Below are 18,116 nucleotides of genomic sequence, written 5' to 3' on the forward strand. Positions count from 1 at the left end.
GCATTTCTCACCGCACAAACTTCTTGTGCTTCAACCGCTTGGGCTCCAGCGCGTCCGGACCCAAACGGCGCTTCTTGTCCTCCTCGTAGTCCTCGAAGTTGCCCTCGAACCACTCCACATGGGCGTCGCCCTCAAAGGCCAGGATATGGGTGCAGATCCGGTCGAGGAAGAAACGGTCGTGCGAGATCACCACGGCGCAGCCGGCGAAATCGACCAGCGCGTCTTCCAGCGCCCGCAGGGTTTCCACGTCCAGGTCGTTGGTCGGTTCGTCGAGCAGCAGCACGTTGCCGCCCTCTTTCAGCAGCCGCGCCATGTGCACGCGGTTGCGCTCACCGCCGGACAGCAGCGACAGTTTCTTCTGCTGGTCGCCGCCCTTGAAGTTGAAGGAGGAGCAATAGGCGCGGGAATTGACCTGCGCGTCGCCCAGCTCGATGATCTCGGCGCCGCCGGAGATCGCTTCCCACACGGTGTCGTTGTCATTGAGGTCATCGCGCGACTGGTCGACATAGGACAGTTTCACGGTGTCGCCGTATTCGACCGAGCCCACATCGGGCTGCTCCTGGCCGGTCAGCATCCGGAACAGGGTCGATTTGCCGGCGCCGTTGGGGCCGATCACGCCGACAATGCCGCCCGGCGGCAGCGAGAAGTCGAGGCCCTCGATCAGCTGCTTGTCGCCATAGTGCTTCGCCAGGCCGTTGACCTCGATCACCTTGGAGCCGAGGCGCGGGCCGCTGGGGATCACGATCTGGGCGCGGCCGACCTTCTCGCGCTCGGACTGGCTGGCCATTTCGTTATAGGCGGCAATACGCGCCTTGGACTTCGCCTGACGGGCTTTCTGGCCCTGGCGCATCCATTCCAGTTCGCGCTCCAGCGTCTTCTGCTTGGCCTTGTCCTCGCGGGCTTCCTGCTCCAGCCGCTTGGCCTTCTGCTCCAGCCAGGCGGAGTAGTTGCCCTCGTAGGGAATGCCGCGGCCGCGGTCGAGCTCCAGGATCCAGCCGGTGATGTCATCCAGGAAATAGCGGTCGTGGGTGACGCAGAGGATGGTGCCCTTGTAGTCGATCAGGTGCTGCTGCAGCCAGGCGATGGTCTCGGCGTCGAGGTGGTTCGTCGGTTCGTCGAGCAGCAGCATGTCGGGCGCTTCCAGCAAGAGCTTGCAGAGCGCCACGCGGCGGCGCTCACCGCCCGACAGGTTGGCGGGCATCGCGTCATCCGGCGGGCAGCGCAGCGCCTCCATCGACACGTCGACCTGGCTGTCCAGGTCCCACAGGTTTTCCGCATCGATGGCGTCCTGCAGCTCGGTCATCTCGGCCATCAGCTCATCGGTGTAGTTCTCCGCCATCTCCACCGCGATCTGGTTGAAGCGGTCGACCTTGTCCTTCTTGGCCTGCACGCCCAGCATGACGTTTTCGCGCACGGTGAGGCTCTCATCCAGCTGCGGCTCCTGCGGCAGGTAGCCGACCTTGGCGCCTTCCGCGGCCCAGGCCTCGCCGGTGAAATCCTTGTCGAGGCCGGCCATGATCTTCATCAGGGTGGACTTACCGGCGCCGTTGACGCCGACCACACCGATCTTCACGCCGGGCAGGAAGGAGAGGTGGATGTTTTCAAAGCATTTCTTGCCACCCGGGTAGGTCTTGGAGACCCCCTGCATGTGGTAGACGTACTGGTAGGAAGCCATGGGATCGCTCCGTTAAGGGGGAAATTTGCTGGCGGGAGTGATAGCGGATGGGCGGCGGCGGGGCAATGCGGGATGCAGGCCTGCGCAAGGGGGTGCCATGCGTGCACCCTCTGTACACCCCCCTGTGCACCGGTTGGTGCCGTTTGATTGTTTTCAGATCAGGCGCGGCGAGCCCCCAGGGACGTGACGCGCAGCGGCACGGCCCGCGCCTGACCTTCCCCCCGGTCAGGCGCCTTCGCGCCCTCCCAAGGTCAGGCCCGGGCCTTGTGTTGTGCAGTTTCTGCCCAGCATGTTGATCAAGCGCAACAAATGCCCCGCGCCCGCGCCTTAGACAGGGAGCCAAGGACAAGGCACCTAAAGGGCAGGACACCCCGTGACGCAGTGGCACAGATACAGGACAGGGCTGGCGCTGGCGGCGGCGCTCTGTTTTGCGCTGCTGGCGGGGATCCATGCGGCGCGGCCGGTTGCGGCGGATCCGGGGTTTGCGGCCTTCGGCTTTGCCGCCTCTGACATCTGCGGCTTTGGCGAGGGCGGCGAGACCGGAAATTGCCCGAACTGCACCCTGGCGGCGGGGGCGGTGCTGCCCCAGGCCAAGGCGCCCGGGCAGCCTTGCCTGTTCCGCCGCACCGCAACTGCCGGACGCGGCGGCTGGATCGCTGCGCCGGGCGTTGTTCCGATCTATTTGGCCCGGGCCCCGCCGGCCTTCACATGACAGCAAACCGCCGGGACCCCCGGCACACCTGACATGTGAACAAACGGACCAGACTTATGAAACTCATGAACATCGCTTCGGCTGCGCTGCTGGCGGCTGCGCTTGGAACCGCGGCCCAGGCCCATGCCACCCTGGAACAGCAGGAGGCCGCCACCGGCAGCTTCTACAAGGGCGTGATGCGGATCGGCCATGGCTGCAGCGGCGAGGCCACCCTGAAGCTGCGGATCGCCATCCCCGAGGGCGTGATCTCGGTGAAGCCGATGCCCAAGGCGGGCTGGACGCTGGAAACTGTCTCTGGCGATTACGCAAACAGCTACGACTACTACGGCAAGACGCTCACCTCCGGCGTCAAGGAGATCATCTGGACCGGCGAGTTGCAGGATGACTTCTACGATGAGTTCACCTTCCGCGCCAAGCTGGACGGGTCGCTGGAGCCGGAGACCATGCTGTTCTTCCCCACCATGCAGGAATGCGCCACCGGCGAAAACAGCTGGAGCGAAATCCCGGCCGAGGGCCAGGACCCGCATGATCTGGCGCATCCGGCGCCGGGGCTGCATCTGACCGCGCCCGCCGCGCATACCCACTGACGCGCAGGTTTGCGGAACGCCGGCAGGGGCCCGCGGCTCTGGCCCCCTGGCGTTCCGCGGTGCAGCTGCCCGTCCCATGGCGGCTGCACCATCTGCAGGATTCACAGGCGGCGGCAGCGGCCGCCAATTCCCGGCCCCCTCAGATCTTCCACTTCTTCTTGACGCTGTCCGGGATCGGATAGACCAGCTTGCGGTCGTCGAAGTGGTGGCATTTGATGCCTTCACTGTTCTTGCGCGGCTCGCGCACATATTGCAGGCAAGTCTTCAGCGCTTCGATGATCTTGGCGTCGGTCTTGGTGGAGATGTCGACCGCCCGGCCGGTCAGATGGCGTGAGATCTGGTCCCATTTCGCCTTCTTGAACATGCAGGCGACAAAGCCCTTCTTGTCGCCCGCCTGCACATAGCCGTCCAGCTCCAGCCGGAAATCCTCGTTGTTGCGCAGGTAGATGTAGATCTTGCCGTGCTCCAGGTGGCCGTTCCAGCCCTTGTACATGGCATTGGCCTGGCCTTTCTTGTCGCGCAAGCCGGACACCACATTGATGGTCTGCCCGTAATAGGAGGAGACATCAAACAGCACGTTGAGGATCGCTTTCTTCACCCCGCCGGTCTTGCCTTCCAGCCGCCCCGGCTTGCACAGCCCGCCGGTGTCGATGGTCTTGATGACATTCTCCGCCGCCTTCTTCTTGGCCTCCTTGGCGGCCTTCTCCGCCGCCTGCTTGGCGGCTTTCTGCGCGTCCTCGCCCTTCTTCTCGCCCCTGGTAAAATAACTGTCATAGAGCGAGGTGGCATATTCCTCGATGTCTTCCAGCAGCGCGGCCCAGCCGCTCTGGTCCAGCGACTTGGACTTGGCCTCCTTCATCACCGCGTCCTTGGCGGCCTTCACGGCCTGGGCCTTGGCCTCCTGCTTGGCCTTTTCGTCCTGCTTTTCCTTGGCCTTCTGCTCGGCCTTGGCCTTGGCCGGGCCCGCGTTCAGCTTCTTGATGGTGTTCTTGCCCGGATCGATGCGGAAATCGGCCTTGAAGCCGCAGATCTCCTGCTGGAACTGGCCGATCATCTTCTCCAGCACCGGGGATGGGGTGCCATCGATCTTGACCTTCTTGATGCCGGCATTGCCGGCAAAGGCATTCAACAATTGCTGTACGGTTTTGACGTCTTCGGGCAGGTTCTTGCCCTTGCGCCCGACGGAGGCGGAAAGCTTGGCAACCATGGTAAACTCGCAAACTGGAAACAGCGGGCTGCAAACAACGCCCGCGCAATAAAATTCTACACCCAAAGCAGCGTTTCAGGCAATCTGCGCAGGGTTGTGCGCGCCGGCTGCGGGCGGCAATTGATCTCTCCCGAAAACTATGCGCATCAAGGCGTTCATGGTTTGCAAGCTGCCGCATATCCGCCCCGGCCAGAGCGTCGGGCTGCTCGGGGGGTCCTTTGATCCGCCGCACCGCGGCCACGCGGCGATTTCCCATGCGGCACTGAAACGCTTCGGGCTGGATCACCTGTTCTGGCTGGTGTCGCCCGGCAACCCGCTGAAGGCCCGCCAGCCGGCACCGCTGGAGCGGCGGATCGCAGCGGCAGAGGAGCTGATCCGGCACCCGCGCATCCACATCACCGGCATCGAGGCTGCGCTGGGCACCCGCTACACCGCCCAGACCCTGCGCCACCTGCGCCGCCGCCATCCCGGCGTGCGCTTTGTCTGGCTGATGGGGGCCGACAACCTGACCCATTTCCACCGCTGGAAAGACTGGCAGCAGATCCTGGACACGGTGCCCGTCGGAGTGCTGGCGCGGCCCGGCGACCGGATCTCGTCCCGGTTTTCCCCGGCCGCGCGGGTTTACCGCCATGCCATGCTGAAAGGCAGCGAAAGCCATCTGCTGGCGCAGGCCGAAAGCCCGGCCTGGTGTTTCGTCAACCTGCCGATGGTGGATGTGAGCTCCACCGCGCTGCGCGCCCGCGGCACCTGGTCAGCGGCGCAGGAGGGCTGAGGCCAGCCCGGCGCTGAGCACCACCGCCAGCCCACCCCAGGTCCAGGCGTCCGGCAGCTGGCTGAACACCGCCCAGCCCAGGCCGACCGCGGCCACCAGCTGGAAATAGACCATCGGCGCCAGCTTCACCGCCTGCACCCGGCCATAGGCAAACAGCAGCAAGAGGTTGCCCGTCATCGAAAACGCCGCACTCCCCACCGTCAGCGCCGCGGTGGAGGGGGTGAATTCCGGCAGGCCGGCCAGGCCCAGCGGCAGCATCAGCAGGGCCGATAGCAGAAGCTGGGTCAGGCTCAGCTCCAGCGGCGTGCCGACATGCGCCAGCCAGCGCGAACTGGTCAGGAAGCCGCCGTAGAAACAGCCCGCCAGCACCGCCCACAACAGGTTCACGGAGCCGCCCAGGCCCGGCCGCACCACCATCAGAACGCCAACGAACCCCAGCGCCATCAGCAGGCTGCGCAGCGCCGTCGCCTGCTCGCGCAGCAGCAGCACCGACAGCACGTAGCTGACCACCGGCCCGATGAAGAAGGCGGCAAAGACATTGGCCAGCGGTTCGCTCTGCAGCGCCAGCTGGATCGAGAAGATGCCGCCGGTCAGCAGCCCGGCCCGCAGCCACAGCCGCCAGTCGCCCAAGAGGGTATAGGCCCGGCGCGGCACGAAGGGCAGGATCAGCGCGGTGCCGATGGCAAACCGCGACCAGGCGACAAAGGCGGGCGTCGCCAGCCCGGCGCCGGTCAGCAGTTTCCCGCACAGGTCGCCTGCGGGGATCATTGACATGGCCGCGAACATGAGGATGAGTGCCTGCAACATGGCTGCCAGCGGTAGCAGGACTTGCCAGTGTGAAAAAGCCCGGACCTTGCGGCGCAAAGCCGTGGATCAGGGATTGAAGTAGAGCCGCTCCTGACCCTAAAAATGAATAAGATGACTTCACGCCGGACATTCCTCCTTTCCGGGCTTGCCGCTTTGGCAGGCACCTCGGCGCTGGCCAACGCGCCGGCCGTCTCGCTGCGGCCCGTTGCCCGCAAGGTCAGCTCACTTGCGGCCGGTGCCGATGGCCTCAAGGCGCTGATTGAACGCGCCGGCCTCAGGGGTGATGCAGTCTGTGCGGTGGCGGATGTGAAGACAGGCAAGCTGCTGGAAGCCTCCGGCGGCTCTCAGGCCTTGCCGCCCGCCAGCGTAGCCAAGGCGCTGACCGCGCTTTATGCGCTGGATGTGCTGGGGGCGGACCACCGGTTCGAGACCCGCATCTTGGCCACCGGCGGCGTGTCCGGCGGTGTCGTCAACGGTGACCTGATCCTGGCCGGCGGCGGTGATCCGCTGTTGAACACCGACCATCTTGCGCTGCTGGCGAAAGCGCTGAAAAACGCCGGCGTGCGCGAGGTGCGCGGCAACTTCCTGATCTGGGACGGCGCGCTGCCGACGGTCAAGACCATCGACCCGGACCAGCCCGACCATGTCGGCTATTCCCCCGCGGTGTCCGGCATCGCGCTGAACTTCAACCGGGTGCATTTCGAATGGAAGCGCGCCGCCAGCGGCGGCTGGGCGATCACCATGGACGCCCGCACCGAGAAATACCGCCCCGAGGTGGCCACCGCCCGGATGGCGATCCAGTCCCGCGCGGTGCCGGTTTACACCTATGCGGAGAAGGGCGGGGTGGATCACTGGACCGTCGCCTCCAAGGCGCTGGGCAAGGGCGGCGCCCGCTGGCTGCCGGTGCGCAACCCGGCGGCCTATGCGGGTGACGTGTTCCGCACCCTGGCACGCGCTCACGGCATCAAGCTGCCCAAGCCCAAGAAAACCCGCGCGCTGCCCTCAGCCACTCTGCTGGCCCAGCACCACAGCCCGCCGCTGGATGTGCTGCTGAAGGCGATGCTGAAATACTCCAACAACCTGATGGCCGAGATGATCGGCATGTCCGCCACCGCCGCCCGCGCGGGCCGCCCGGCCTCGCTCAAGGCCTCGGCAGCGGAGATGAGCCGCTGGGCCGCGGGCAAATACGGCATGTCCGGCAGCCGGCTGGTGGATCACTCCGGCCTCGGCGGCGACTCGCGGATGACACCGGCGGATCTGACCGGCGCGCTGGTGGCCGCCTATAAGGCGGGCCAGCTGAAGCCGCTTTTGAAACCGTTCCAGATGCGCGACGCCAAGGGCCGCACCGTCAAGGGCCACCCGATCAAGGTCGCCGCCAAGACCGGCACCCTGAACTTCGTCTCCGGCCTTGGCGGGTTCATGACCGCGGCGGACGGCACCGTGCTGGCCTTTGCTATCTTCACCGCGGATGAGAAGACCCGCGGCCGCTTGACCCGGGCGCAGCGCGAACGGCCCCAGGGCGCCCGCAGCTGGAACCGCCGGGCCAAGCAGCTGCAGCAGCAGCTGATCGAACGCTGGGGCGCGGTTTACGGGAGTTAGGGCCTGACTGGTCTGGGGAAATTTCCGCTTTCTGGACGTTTTCGCAGGGCCGGTTTGCAGGCACAGCGGCATCGGGCAAGGGCCGCCGGCCCGCAGTGCAAAGGACCAGACCATGACCGACCGCATCAACGAACACGGCCAGCCGATCGGCGCCCGGCTGCCGGACTGGCAGGGCGCTCGCCTGCCCGGCCACGACGGTCTGACGGGCCGCTATTGCCGGGTGGAACCGCTGGACGCCGCCCGCCATACCGCGGAACTGTTTGCCGCCTTCAGCCAGGACCCCGGCGGCGCGATCTGGACCTATATCCCCTGGGGGCCTTTCGGCACCGAGGCGGAGCTGCGCAGCTGGATCCAGGGGGCCAGCGGTGTCGATGCGCAGCCTTATTTCGCCATCGTCAACGGTGCCAGCGGCCGGGCCGAAGGCGTGGCCAGCTATATGCGGATCAAGCCGGAGCACGGGGTGATCGAGGTCGGCGGCATCACCTATGCCCCGGCCCTGCAGCGCACGCCCGCCGCGACGGAGGCGATGTTCCTGATGATGGCGCGGGTGTTCAACGACCTGGGCTATCGCCGCTATGAATGGAAATGCGACGCCCTGAATGCGCCCTCCTGCCGCGCGGCAGAGCGGCTGGGCTTTACTTACGAGGGGCTGTTCCGCCAGGCCGTCGTCTACAAGGGCCGCAACCGCGACACCGCCTGGTATGCGGTGCTGGACAGCGAATGGCCGCGGCTGGAGGCGGCTTATGCCGAATGGCTCGACCCCGGCAATTTCGACGCGCAGGGACAGCAAAAACAGAGCCTAAAAAGTCTGATTGCAGCCCACAGGGGTTAATCCGCCACTGCCACCGTCTGTCCGGATTGCGGATCAAACAGCCCGCCGCCCAGATGCGCGTGGCCCCAGCCCATGATCTGCAGCAGCAGCGGCTCCAGGCTGCGGCCGTCATCCGTCAGCGCATAGCGGTAGCGCACCGGCCGGTCCTGATAGGCCTCCCGCGCCACCAGCCCCAGCGCCATCAGCCGCTTCAGCCGCTCCGACAGGAGGTTGGCGGCAATATGCTCCTCGCTTGCCTGCAGCTCCTGGAACGTATGCTTGCCGTGCCACATCAGGTCGCGCACCACCAGAAGCGTCCACTTGTCCCCCAGCACATCCAGCGTGCGGGCAATCGAGCAGCGCGAGCGGTACTTGGTCTGCGGCTGGGTCATGGCGCGGCTCCTGCGGGTTCTGGCACTCCCCCAGATTAAGCGGCTTTCAAAATGAAAGCCACTGGCGCATAGTGACTTTAATTTTGAAAGTGAGTCGCGCAGCAAGGGAGAACCGCCACATGAACGCCATCGGAAACACGCCGCTTGTGCGGCTGAAGCACCTGATCGCACCGGACATGGCCGAGGTCTGGGTGAAATGGGAAGGCGCCAATCCGACCGGCAGCATGAAGGACCGGATGGCGCTGTCGATGATCGAAGGCGCCGAGCGGCGCGGCGATCTGAAGCCCGGCGGCAAAGTGGTGGAATACACCGGCGGCAGCACCGGCAGCTCGCTGGCGATGGTCTGCGCCACCCGCGGCTACCGGGCGCATTTCGTCTCTTCCAACGCGTTCTCGGAGGAGAAGCTGCAGACCATGCGCGCCTATGGCGCCGAGGTGGAGATCATCCATGCCGAGGGCGGCATCCTGACCGCCAGCGTGATCGACCGCACCATCGCGCGGGCCAAGGAACTGGCGGCGGAGCCGGGCGTGTTCTGGACCGATCAGGTCAACAACATGGACAACAAGCGCGGCTATCACGGCATGGGCCGCGAAATCCTGGCGCAGCTGGACGGTCCGGTGGATGAATTCGTGATGGCGACCGGCGGCGGCGGCTGCATTTCCGGCAATGCCGAGGTGCTGAAGGAGGCCAACCCGGCAACCTGCATCACCGCCATTGAGCCCTACCACGTGCGCAACCTGTCGGGCGGCGACACCAGCGGCACCCACCAGCTGGAGGGGATCGGGCTGTCCTTCCTGCCGAAAATCCTGCGCCGCGACCTGATTGACGCGGTGGTGCCGGTCAAGGACGAGGATGCCTTTGCCGGTGCCCGCATGCTGGCGCAGCAGGAGGGCTTGCTGGGCGGCATCACCTCCGGCGCCAATATCTGGGCGGCGCTGCAGCGGGCGCGCGAACTGGGGCCGGGCAAGCGGGTGGTCACCGTGGTGATCGACACCGGCCTGCGCTACCTGAATTCCGCGCTGTACCGGTGACGTTGCCGGGGGCGCTCGGCATTCCGGCAGTCTCCTGACATACAACGGCCGGCGCGGAGTGCGCGCCGGCCGGGTCCCCGGAAAGCACTGCTCAGGTGCCGGAAGTTTCCAGCGCGCCGGCCTCGCGGCGCATCATTTCCCCAGCCAGACCGCTGAGGATCTCCATGCTGAAGCCGCCCAGCTGCCGGTGCCGTTCCTGCACCACAGCCCAGACGTCCTCGCGGCGGATGTTGTCCAGCAGCTCATGGCCGTTCCAGGTCAGCCCGCGCACATGCCAGTTGCCGTTGGACAGCCGGCTGAACCGCGCCAGCCCGGCGCTTTCCAGCAGGCTCAGGTGATAGGCCAGCTTGCGGGCTTCGGCATCGGGCAGGCAGTCCTCCGCGGGCAGCATCATCGCTTCGGCAGCGGACCGCGGCAGGGCGCAGAACGCCTCCCTGCCGCCCTCGATCTCGAGCAGCAGCCTGCGGATTTCACTGATGTCTCTTTGCCACGTGACCATGACCCGTTTCCCGATAGGCGTCGAACTAGCGCCAAATGGGAACGGGTCAAATTTGTTGCAAGCGTGCGTTGTGCAACCCTGCCATGCAATGCGGGCAAGGGCAGCTGCGTAAAGCGGCCGCCGTCAGACCATGTGCCGGGCCCGCGCGCCGCGCTCGATCGCGGCGGCATGCAGCCGGTCGATGTTCAGCTCGTAACGGACCTCCGCCAGGAATTCGAGCTCGGTCTCACCCAGCACCCCGTCGGCCGCCGCCACATCGCAGGACAGCGCATAGGCGGTTTCGAACAGCCGCTCCGGCAGGTCGCCGCGGATCAGCCCGAACAGCGCCTCCAGCCCGTCCTCCTGCTCGAACAGGTCGAACACGGTGCGGGAAATGCGGGCCACCCGGTCGATGTCGTAGTCGGCAAACACCGGCAGCATGTTGACCGCCGACTGGATCTTGACCAGCTCCGCGGTGCGGATGTTCTCGTCCGAGGCAGACACCGCCACCATCAGCGCCACCAGGCAGTCCTGCGGGGACATCGGGTGCGGGGTTTGCTCACTCATCGAGGCATCCTTTTCATGCTGCATGCTGCTGCAATCAGGATAGGTACAGGGCGGGGCAGGTTCAACTGCTGCCCGCGCCAAAGCCGCAAAAATCCGCCTCGGATTCAAGCTTGTGCGGAAAACCGGTACTGGATCTGCTCAAAGCTCGGTTCGGCAAAGCCATAGGCGAAGCGCAGCCCGTCCCGGCCCGCCACGGTGCCGTGCTCGGCGCCGCCGGGCACATAGATGGCCACGCCGGGGCGAATCTCATGCGGGATGCCGTCGATGGTCACCACGCCGGACCCCTCCAGCCCGAAATAGAACTCTGCCGGGTCATGGCGGTGCGACAGCAGGCGGCCGCCCGGGCCGAATTCGGCAATGCCCAGCACCATATCGCGCGGGGCGTCGTCGCTGCCGTTGATCAGCGTGCGCCAGCGCACCTCGCCATAGGCCGGATCGGTGCCGCCCGCCAGCGGCACCTGCGCGGCATCCACCGCCAGCGGCGCATGCGGCAGGTTGGAGGGCTGATGCAGCTGTTCCGCATCGCCCAGATCGGCAGCCAGGGTGGTCAGTTCTGCAGTCATCGCGGGTCTCCTCATCCTGCCGCCCAGTTAGAGGCCTTCCCGGGTTTCGCTCAATAGGGTAAAGCTGCACAGTAATATACGCTGAGGTTATGATAGATGGAGCGCCTTCCCAGCTTTTCCGGGCTCACCGCCTTTTATGCCGCGGCGCGCCACGGCACCCTGACCGCCGCCGCGCAGGAGCTGAATGTCTCGCAGCCCGCGGTATCGCGCCGGATCGCGGCATTGGAGGCGGACCTGGGCTGCGCCCTGTTCGACCGCAGCCGCAAGCCCGTGCGCATGACCCCGCAGGGCAAGGATCTTCTGCAGGCTTTGCACAGCGGCTTCGGGCAGATCGAAGCCTCGGTGGCCCGCCTGCGGCAGAGCGCGCAGGGTCGGGTGGTGACGGTCTCGGCCCCGGCCGGCTTTGTCGCCTTCTGGCTGATCCCGCGGCTGGGCGCGCTGGAGGACGCCTTTCCCGGGGTGACCATCCGTATCCTAAGCCAGGAGTATGGAGAGGCGATCCGCCCCGGCGATCTGCTGATCCGCTTCGGGCTGCCGGAAACAGGCGCCGGGCAGGAGCAGCGGCTGTTGGGGGACGAGGTCTTCCCGGTGGCCAGCCCGTTGTATCTGACGCGCCTGGGAATGGCCGCGGACCGCCATGACTTTGCCCGCATGACGCTGCTGACGATGGAGGCCGCCCGCAGCCAGTGGCATGACTGGCCCAGCTGGTTTCATGAGGCGGGCCTGGCAATGCCGTCCGGCGCCCGCGCGCTGGATTTCAATTCCTATGCGATGCTGGTCAACGCTGCGCTGGCCGGGCAGGGGGTGTGCCTGGCCTGGGGCGGGGTGCTCGACAGCTTTCTGGGCACCGGCGCGCTGGTGCGGCTGCAGGGGCCAAGCGCCAGCTCCGCGCGCGGCTACTTCGCCTCTGCCCGCGATGGCCTGGCGGCCGGGCGCGACGTGCGGGACATTCTGGCGTGGATCACCGAAAAGGCGGCCTAGCAAACGCCGCCCGGGCCGGTGATCATTGACTCATGCTGCACAGGCACAATAGAGGGAAGGGCCGGGTGCATGGGGCATCCGGGATGATCACGCGGCACCCCGATCGCTGACAAACTGCCGCCGATGGAGAACACAAATGTCTGATGTGCGCGAAGAAGCTCTGAAGAGCAAAGCCTGGCCGTTTGAAGAAGCCCGCCGGGTTCTCAAACGTTATGCCAAGGGCGCGCCGGAGAAGGGCTATGTGCTGTTCGAAACCGGCTATGGCCCGTCGGGCCTGCCGCACATCGGCACCTTCGGCGAGGTCGCCCGCACCACCATGATCAAGAAGGCGTTCGAGACCATTTCGGACATCCCGACCCGGCTGATCTGCTTCTCCGACGATCTGGACGGCATGCGCAAGGTGCCCGGCAACGTCCCAAACCAGGAGGCGCTGGCGGAACACCTGCAAAAGCCGCTGACCTCGGTGCCGGACCCGTTCGGCACGCATGAGAGCTTCGGCCACCACAACAACGCCATGCTGCGCCGGTTCCTGGACACCTTCGGGTTCTCTTACGAGTTCTACTCGGCCACCGAATTCTACCAGTCCGGCCAGTTCGACGAGATCCTGAAGCGCGCCGTCGACAAGTACGACGACATCATGGCGATCATGCTGAAAAGCTTGCGCGAAGAGCGCCGCCAGACCTATTCGATCTTCCTGCCGATCCACCCGGAAACCGGCCGCGTGCTTTATGTGCCGATGAAGAAAGTCTGCGCCGAGACCTATACCGTCACCTTCGACGACGAGGACGGCAAGGAATGGACCCTGCCGGTCACCGGCGGCAACGTGAAGCTGCAGTGGAAGCCCGATTTCGGCGCCCGCTGGGCCGCGCTGGAAGTCGATTTCGAAATGTACGGCAAGGACCACTCCACCAACACGCCGATCTATGACGGCATCTGCCGGGTGCTGGGCCAGCGTGCACCGGAGCATTTCACCTATGAGCTGTTCCTCGATGAAAACGGCCAGAAGATCTCCAAATCCTCCGGCAACGGCGTGTCGATCGACGAATGGCTGACCTATGCCTCGACCGAGTCGCTGGCGTACTTCATGTACCAGAAGCCCAAGACCGCCAAGCGGATGCATTTCGACGTGATCCCCAAGGCGGTGGATGAATACCACCAGCAGCTGCGCGCCTACCATGGCCAGGATCTGAAGGCGCAGCTCAACAACCCGGTCTGGCACATCCACGGCGGCGATGTTCCGCAGTCCGACATGGTGGTGCCGTTCTCGATGCTGCTGAACCTGGCCTCTGCCTCCAGCGCCGAGGACAAGGCGACCATGTGGGGCTTCATCAACAAATACGCCCCCAACGCCACGCCGGACACCCATCCGGGCATGGACCAGGCGGCGGGCTTTGCGGTTGCCTATTTCAATGACTTCGTGAAACCCGCGAAGGAATTCCGCCTGCCCACCGATCAGGAGCGCGCGGCGCTCAGCGATCTGGCAGACGCGCTGAAATCGGCAGACGCCGCACTTGCCGCCATCGCCAAGAAGAACGAGATCGCCGGCAATACCGACCCGCTGCCCGAGGCCAACTTCGCGGATGAGGAATTCCTGCAATCGGTGGTCTTTGCCATCGGCAAGATCCACGGGTTCGAGCCGCTGCGCGCCTGGTTCTCGGCGATCTATGAGGTGCTGCTGGGCGCGTCCCAGGGCCCGCGCTTCGGCGGCTTCATCGCGCTTTACGGCGTCGAGGACACCATCGCGCTGATCGAAAAAGCGCTGGCGGGCGAGCTGGCCTGAGCCTGCATTCAAGGACAATGAGACAGGGCGCGGGTTTCCGCGCCCTTTTCTGTTCAGCCTCTCGGCACGCAAGAAAATTACCAAATCGCAAAAAATGTTTTGACGCTGCGTCACTCTGGTCTAACTTAAGGGAACGGACCGGGAGGGACAGATGCGCAGTGTTCTGTTTGCGGGGGTTAGTGTTTTACTTCTGGCCTTCCCGGCATTAGCTCAGAAAGAGCCGGTCACATCCGTGATCGGCTCTCAGTTTGAGGCCTTCCTGAACAACGATACCGAGACCGCGTTCTCCTACGCCTCGCCGAATATCCGGCGCATCTTCGGCACGCCTGAACGGTTTGCCGGGATGGTGCGCCAGGGCTACCCGATGGTCTGGCGCTCGGCCGAGGTGCGCTATCTGGACCTGCGCGAGGTCGCAGGCAGCCTGTGGCAGCGGGTGATGATCACCGACCAAACAGGCGCCGTGCACCTGTTGGATTACCAAATGGTTAATCTGGAAAGCGGTTGGAAAATCAACGCGGTACACCTGCTGAAAGGGCAGGCTGACAGCGTCTGAACCCAGGGCAGCGTACGCACCGCTGGGCGGAATTTAACGCCGCTCCTGTACTTCCTTTTCCCCGAACGCGAGATGCGCAGCAGGAAAGGAAGCTTCCATGAACAAGGCAATCACCGAAGGTCTGCAGCTGATGCCCCCCGCCTTTGCGGACGGCCTCGATGTCTGGTCCAGCGGCGACGGCACCCCGGGCTCGGATACCTATGACGGCGCCGCCAATGCGGTCTTTGTGGCGGCGGACGCGGATTTCGGCGGCTGCCTGGAGATGCAGAAGACCGAGAACACCCAGAAGCTGCGCTTCATGGGCCAGACGCCGCTGCAACCGGGCTGCTATCTGCAGATCAGGATTCGCATCAAGGCCGTCAGCGGCGCGCTGCCCTCGGTCCGCATTGCCGGCTGGGCGGCAGCAGCGGGCGGCAGCCACATCAGCGGGGTCACCGAATTTGCGACGCAGGTGGCGCTTACCGCCTATGGTGAGGTGGTCGAGGTGACCGGCATCGTCGGCAGCGGCAGCCGCGGCGGCGTGGACATGCCCTGGGGCCGCGATGCGGCCTACGGTCATTTCGGCCTCGACCTCACCGGCGCCAACGGCGGCGTGGTGCGGATCGACGATATCGAGATCACCGATATCACCAGCGCCTTCCTGCGCGACATGCTGAGCGTGGTGGATGTCACCGATTACGGCGCGGTGGGCAACGGCAGCTTTGACTGCACGGCGGCGTTTGAGGCTGCCGATGCCGCCGCGGACGGGCGCCGCATCCTGGTGCCCGCGGGGGAGTTTTATCTGGCCAGTACTGTCTCGCTGAACCACGAGGCGGTGTTCGAAGGCACAGTCGAGATGCCGGACAGCGCCATGCTGCTGTTGACCAAGAACTACAACTTCCCCGCCTATGCCGCCGCCTTCGGGGATGAGGAGCTGGGCTTCAAGAAGGCATTTCAGGCTCTGATCAACAACTCCGACCATGAATCGCTCGACCTGATGGGCCGCAAGATCACCGTCAGCGGGCCCATCGACATGGCCGCGGCGGTGCCGAACAAATCCTCCTATGCGACCCGCCGGATCATCCGCAACGGCCAGCTGGAGGCCGCCAGCAGTTCTGCCTGGGACACCGATGCCGTGACCTCGCAGGCGACCTACAGCGCGTCGGATTCCAAGAAGCTGACCAATGTCGCCAATATCGCCAACATCGCCGTCGGATCGCTGGTCGAGGGCGCGGGTGTGGGCCGCGAGGTCTATGTCAGATCCAAGAACACCGGCGCCGGCGAACTCACCCTCAGCGCCGCGCTTTACGATGCCGAGGGCACCCAGACTTTCACCTTCCGCGACTTCAAGTACCTGGTGGATTTCAGCGGCTTCAGTTCGCTCAGCAAATTCGGGCTGCAGGATATCGAGTTCCAGTGCAACGGCCGCTGCAGCGCTGTAAGGCTGTCGCCGTCCGGATCGGTCAATACCTTCGACAGCTGCTTCATCTCCCGACCCAAGGACCGCGGCATCACCTCCATCGGCACCGGCTGCCAGGGCATCCTGGTCGACAACTGCCAGTTCCTGTCGGACGAGGACCCGCTGGACGTGCCGGACCGGGTCAGCATCGGGCTCAACGTCAACAACAACGACGCCAAGCTGCGCAGCAACCGCGCCACCCGCTTCCGCCATTTCGCGATCCTGGGCGGCAGCAACAACACGGTGACCGGCAACCATTTCTTCCAGGGCGACAGCGTCCCGAACGGGGTGCGCACCGCGGGGCTGGTGCTGACCTCCAACAACTGCACCTCCACCGTGTCCGACAACTATGTCGACAACTGCTTCATCGAATGGACCAATGAACGCGACGCGTCCCCGGACTACACCGGCGGCTTTTCCTTCAGCGCGCTGTCGATCAATGCCAATGTGTTCCTGTCCGGCGATGTCGCGCCCTGGTTCAGCTACATCGTGGTGAAACCCTACGGCAGCGGCCACTACCTGAACGGCGTCTCGGTTACCGGCAACAAGTTCCGCTCCACCAACGGCAGCATCGACCGGGCAGAGCGGGTCGACACCAGCTTTGCCGGCCTGGATTTCAGCCGCTCCAAGAACGTGGTGGTCACCGGCAACATGTACCACAACGTCACCGCCCAATCGGCCAACCCCTTGCGGGTGCGCCACGGCCAGTCCTCCGCCTCCTCCTCCTGGACCGTGGAGTCCGGCGACGAACTGCCGTTTCAGGGCTACGCGCGCTTTGCCGACAGCGTGGTGGCGCTGGGGCCGCTGCAGACCAGCGGCAACAGCACCCGCTATATCACGCCCTATGCCGATGTGCTGCAGGGCACGAACCAGGACGAAATCCGCCTGCGCTGGCAGGAGGCGGTCAAGGGCGAGGTGCAGGTGCTGATGCGGATGGACAGCTGATGTCAGCCGCCGGGCAGCAGATCAGCGGCGGCAAGGCGGAAGGCTTTGCCGAAGCCGCCGTTCAGATGCGCTGCCGTGACGCGAAAGCGGACAAAGCTGAAATCGGCAAACTGCAGGTACAGTTTGGCCTTGGGCTGATGGCGCAGATAGGCCTCCGCCAGCGCCTCATGCGCCGGATCGCTGCGCGGCACAAACGCCGCCTCTGCCAGCAGGCTGAGGCGCGGGTGGGTCAGTGCATCCCCCTTGCTGCCCGGCTCCCCCACCATCAGGGAACAGGCCGGATGCTGCCGCAGCGCCTGGGTGTGCTGCGCCAAGTCCGAGACCAGGCTGATCGGGCATCCCTGCGGATCCAGACCAAAGGCCACCCGCGTCACCAGCGGCTGGCCGCCCTCCAGCAGCACCCCAAGCGCGGCAAAGCGCGCCTCCTCCATCAGGCCGCGTGCCAGTGCGCGGGCTTCATCATCAGTGGGGCGGATCACATCTGCCATGTTGCGCTTTCTGTCCGTGGAAAGGGTTCAGAATTTCTGCCACAGCCCCAGTTTCAGGCCAAGGCTGCCCTCGCCCGCGCTGCGGTGTTCCAGCCCCAGGATCAGCTCGCGCCCGGCAGGCAGTGGATAGCGCAGCGCAGGCGTCAGCGTATAGGAAAAACGCCCGCCGTCCGGCTTTGCGGTCTCGATCTGCAGCATCGGCGCGGCTTTGCCGGGCCGGTTCAGCCCCAGAGTGGCGTCCAGTTTCCAGATCGCGTCCAGCCCGCTGTTGCGCAGCTCGTATGCCGCATCAATTGCCAGCCAGCCGCTGGCCGTGGCGGTGCCGAACCCGCGCCCGTAGGACAGGGTCGTTCTTTGCATCAAGGCCCACTGGCCGCGGTAATGATTGCCTCCGAAGCCGGCCTCAACCGCCAGCCTGTACCTGTCCCCCGCGCGCAGCGGCAGCCGTGCGAAGATCATCGCATGCCCGGAGATATCCGCGTTCTGATTCAGGTCCACCCCCAGCGTCAGTTTCGGCGAAATCCCGTAAGCGGCGTAATAGCCCAGCTCATGTGTGGCCAGCCCCTGGGTCTGGCGGTAGGTGGCGCTGGCCGCGGCAAACCCTTTTCCCGGCACCTCCAGCCAAGCGCCGCCATCCGCCGGCGGAGCCAGCAGCACAGCAAGACAGGCGGCATAGGCAGTTTTCATCCCTTGGCCTCATCGCGGGTGCATCAAGGGTCCGGATTTATAG

At 65.3% G+C, this 18,116-nt stretch carries 19 protein-coding genes; 10 read left to right on the forward strand and 9 right to left on the reverse strand.

Features of this window, described 5'->3' with window-relative positions; translation table 11 throughout:
* Positions 1-7: 7 nt before the first annotated feature.
* On the reverse strand, positions 8-1,675 hold the full coding sequence (ettA, locus tag AC58NV_RS16625; protein WP_497228109.1) for an energy-dependent translational throttle protein EttA: 1,668 nt from the start codon (positions 1,673-1,675) through the stop codon (positions 8-10).
* Positions 1,676-2,048: 373 nt separating this feature from the next.
* Here ettA and AC58NV_RS16630 point away from each other — a divergent pair, with 373 nt between their 5' ends.
* Positions 2,049-2,387 (forward strand): hypothetical protein, encoded by a 339-nt coding sequence (locus AC58NV_RS16630; RefSeq protein WP_497228110.1) that lies wholly within the window; start codon positions 2,049-2,051, stop codon positions 2,385-2,387.
* Between the two features lie 56 nt (positions 2,388-2,443).
* Positions 2,444-2,974: a YcnI family copper-binding membrane protein gene (locus AC58NV_RS16635; RefSeq protein ID WP_497228111.1), complete on the forward strand. Its 531-nt coding sequence runs from the start codon at positions 2,444-2,446 to the stop codon at positions 2,972-2,974.
* A 139-nt stretch (positions 2,975-3,113) separates the two neighbouring features.
* On the opposite strand, the gene AC58NV_RS16640 is transcribed toward AC58NV_RS16635, so the two are convergent.
* A complete protein-coding gene (locus tag AC58NV_RS16640; RefSeq protein ID WP_497228112.1) occupies positions 3,114-4,181 on the reverse strand; it encodes a peptidoglycan-binding domain-containing protein in 1,068 nt (355 codons plus the stop codon).
* Between the two features lie 157 nt (positions 4,182-4,338).
* Here AC58NV_RS16640 and AC58NV_RS16645 point away from each other — a divergent pair, with 157 nt between their 5' ends.
* Positions 4,339-4,953, forward strand: coding sequence for a nicotinate-nucleotide adenylyltransferase (locus AC58NV_RS16645; RefSeq protein WP_497228113.1), 615 nt, complete (start codon positions 4,339-4,341; stop codon positions 4,951-4,953).
* Here the strand turns inward: AC58NV_RS16645 and AC58NV_RS16650 are convergent.
* Complete coding sequence (locus tag AC58NV_RS16650; RefSeq protein WP_497228114.1) at positions 4,933-5,739, reverse strand: DMT family transporter; 807 nt, start codon at positions 5,737-5,739, stop codon at positions 4,933-4,935. The genes AC58NV_RS16645 and AC58NV_RS16650 overlap by 21 nt on opposite strands.
* 132 nt (positions 5,740-5,871) lie before the next feature.
* On the opposite strand from AC58NV_RS16650, the gene dacB reads away from it, so the two are divergent.
* Positions 5,872-7,359 carry a D-alanyl-D-alanine carboxypeptidase/D-alanyl-D-alanine endopeptidase gene (gene dacB, locus AC58NV_RS16655; protein WP_497228158.1) on the forward strand — a complete coding sequence of 496 codons (1,488 nt, stop codon included), beginning with the start codon at positions 5,872-5,874 and terminating at the stop codon, positions 7,357-7,359.
* Between the two features lie 112 nt (positions 7,360-7,471).
* Entirely contained in the window at positions 7,472-8,191 is a 720-nt protein-coding gene (locus AC58NV_RS16660) for a GNAT family N-acetyltransferase (protein WP_497228115.1), read from the forward strand.
* On the opposite strand, the gene AC58NV_RS16665 is transcribed toward AC58NV_RS16660, so the two are convergent.
* Positions 8,188-8,562 (reverse strand): winged helix-turn-helix transcriptional regulator, encoded by a 375-nt coding sequence (locus AC58NV_RS16665; RefSeq protein ID WP_497228116.1) that lies wholly within the window; start codon positions 8,560-8,562, stop codon positions 8,188-8,190. The genes AC58NV_RS16660 and AC58NV_RS16665 overlap by 4 nt on opposite strands.
* Before the next feature lie 119 nt (positions 8,563-8,681).
* Between AC58NV_RS16665 and AC58NV_RS16670 the strand changes: the two genes are divergently transcribed.
* On the forward strand, positions 8,682-9,593 hold the full coding sequence (locus AC58NV_RS16670; protein WP_497228117.1) for a PLP-dependent cysteine synthase family protein: 912 nt from the start codon (positions 8,682-8,684) through the stop codon (positions 9,591-9,593).
* Between the two features lie 91 nt (positions 9,594-9,684).
* Here the strand turns inward: AC58NV_RS16670 and AC58NV_RS16675 are convergent, their stop codons facing one another.
* The 3 genes from AC58NV_RS16675 to AC58NV_RS16685 all read right to left on the reverse strand — a co-directional run bounded on the left by AC58NV_RS16675 (position 9,685) and on the right by AC58NV_RS16685 (position 11,201).
* Positions 9,685-10,092, reverse strand: coding sequence for a DUF2513 domain-containing protein (locus tag AC58NV_RS16675; protein WP_497228118.1), 408 nt, complete (start codon positions 10,090-10,092; stop codon positions 9,685-9,687).
* Between the two features lie 123 nt (positions 10,093-10,215).
* Complete coding sequence (locus AC58NV_RS16680) at positions 10,216-10,638, reverse strand: tellurite resistance TerB family protein (protein ID WP_174147283.1); 423 nt, start codon at positions 10,636-10,638, stop codon at positions 10,216-10,218.
* A gap of 104 nt (positions 10,639-10,742) precedes the next feature.
* Positions 10,743-11,201: a cupin domain-containing protein gene (locus AC58NV_RS16685; RefSeq protein WP_497228119.1), complete on the reverse strand. Its 459-nt coding sequence runs from the start codon at positions 11,199-11,201 to the stop codon at positions 10,743-10,745.
* Between the two features lie 96 nt (positions 11,202-11,297).
* Between AC58NV_RS16685 and AC58NV_RS16690 the strand changes: the two genes are divergently transcribed.
* From AC58NV_RS16690 to AC58NV_RS16705, 4 genes are all read left to right on the forward strand, one after another.
* A complete protein-coding gene (locus tag AC58NV_RS16690; RefSeq protein ID WP_497228120.1) occupies positions 11,298-12,182 on the forward strand; it encodes a LysR family transcriptional regulator in 885 nt (294 codons plus the stop codon).
* 136 nt (positions 12,183-12,318) lie between these two features.
* Complete coding sequence (locus tag AC58NV_RS16695) at positions 12,319-13,962, forward strand: lysine--tRNA ligase (RefSeq protein ID WP_497228121.1); 1,644 nt, start codon at positions 12,319-12,321, stop codon at positions 13,960-13,962.
* 151 nt (positions 13,963-14,113) lie between these two features.
* Positions 14,114-14,515, forward strand: coding sequence for a DUF4864 domain-containing protein (locus AC58NV_RS16700; protein WP_497228122.1), 402 nt, complete (start codon positions 14,114-14,116; stop codon positions 14,513-14,515).
* A gap of 97 nt (positions 14,516-14,612) precedes the next feature.
* Positions 14,613-16,898, forward strand: coding sequence for a right-handed parallel beta-helix repeat-containing protein (locus AC58NV_RS16705; protein ID WP_497228123.1), 2,286 nt, complete (start codon positions 14,613-14,615; stop codon positions 16,896-16,898).
* Between the two features lie 2 nt (positions 16,899-16,900).
* On the opposite strand, the gene AC58NV_RS16710 is transcribed toward AC58NV_RS16705, so the two are convergent.
* Both AC58NV_RS16710 and AC58NV_RS16715 read right to left on the reverse strand, forming a co-directional pair.
* A complete protein-coding gene (locus AC58NV_RS16710; RefSeq protein WP_497228124.1) occupies positions 16,901-17,386 on the reverse strand; it encodes a HugZ family pyridoxamine 5'-phosphate oxidase in 486 nt (161 codons plus the stop codon).
* A gap of 27 nt (positions 17,387-17,413) precedes the next feature.
* The gene (locus AC58NV_RS16715; RefSeq protein WP_497228125.1) at positions 17,414-18,073 is read right to left on the reverse strand and encodes a hypothetical protein; all 660 of its coding nucleotides are present in this window, start codon (positions 18,071-18,073) and stop codon (positions 17,414-17,416) included.
* Positions 18,074-18,116: the final 43 nt, after the last annotated feature.

The organism is Leisingera sp. ANG49 (assembly GCF_059694505.1).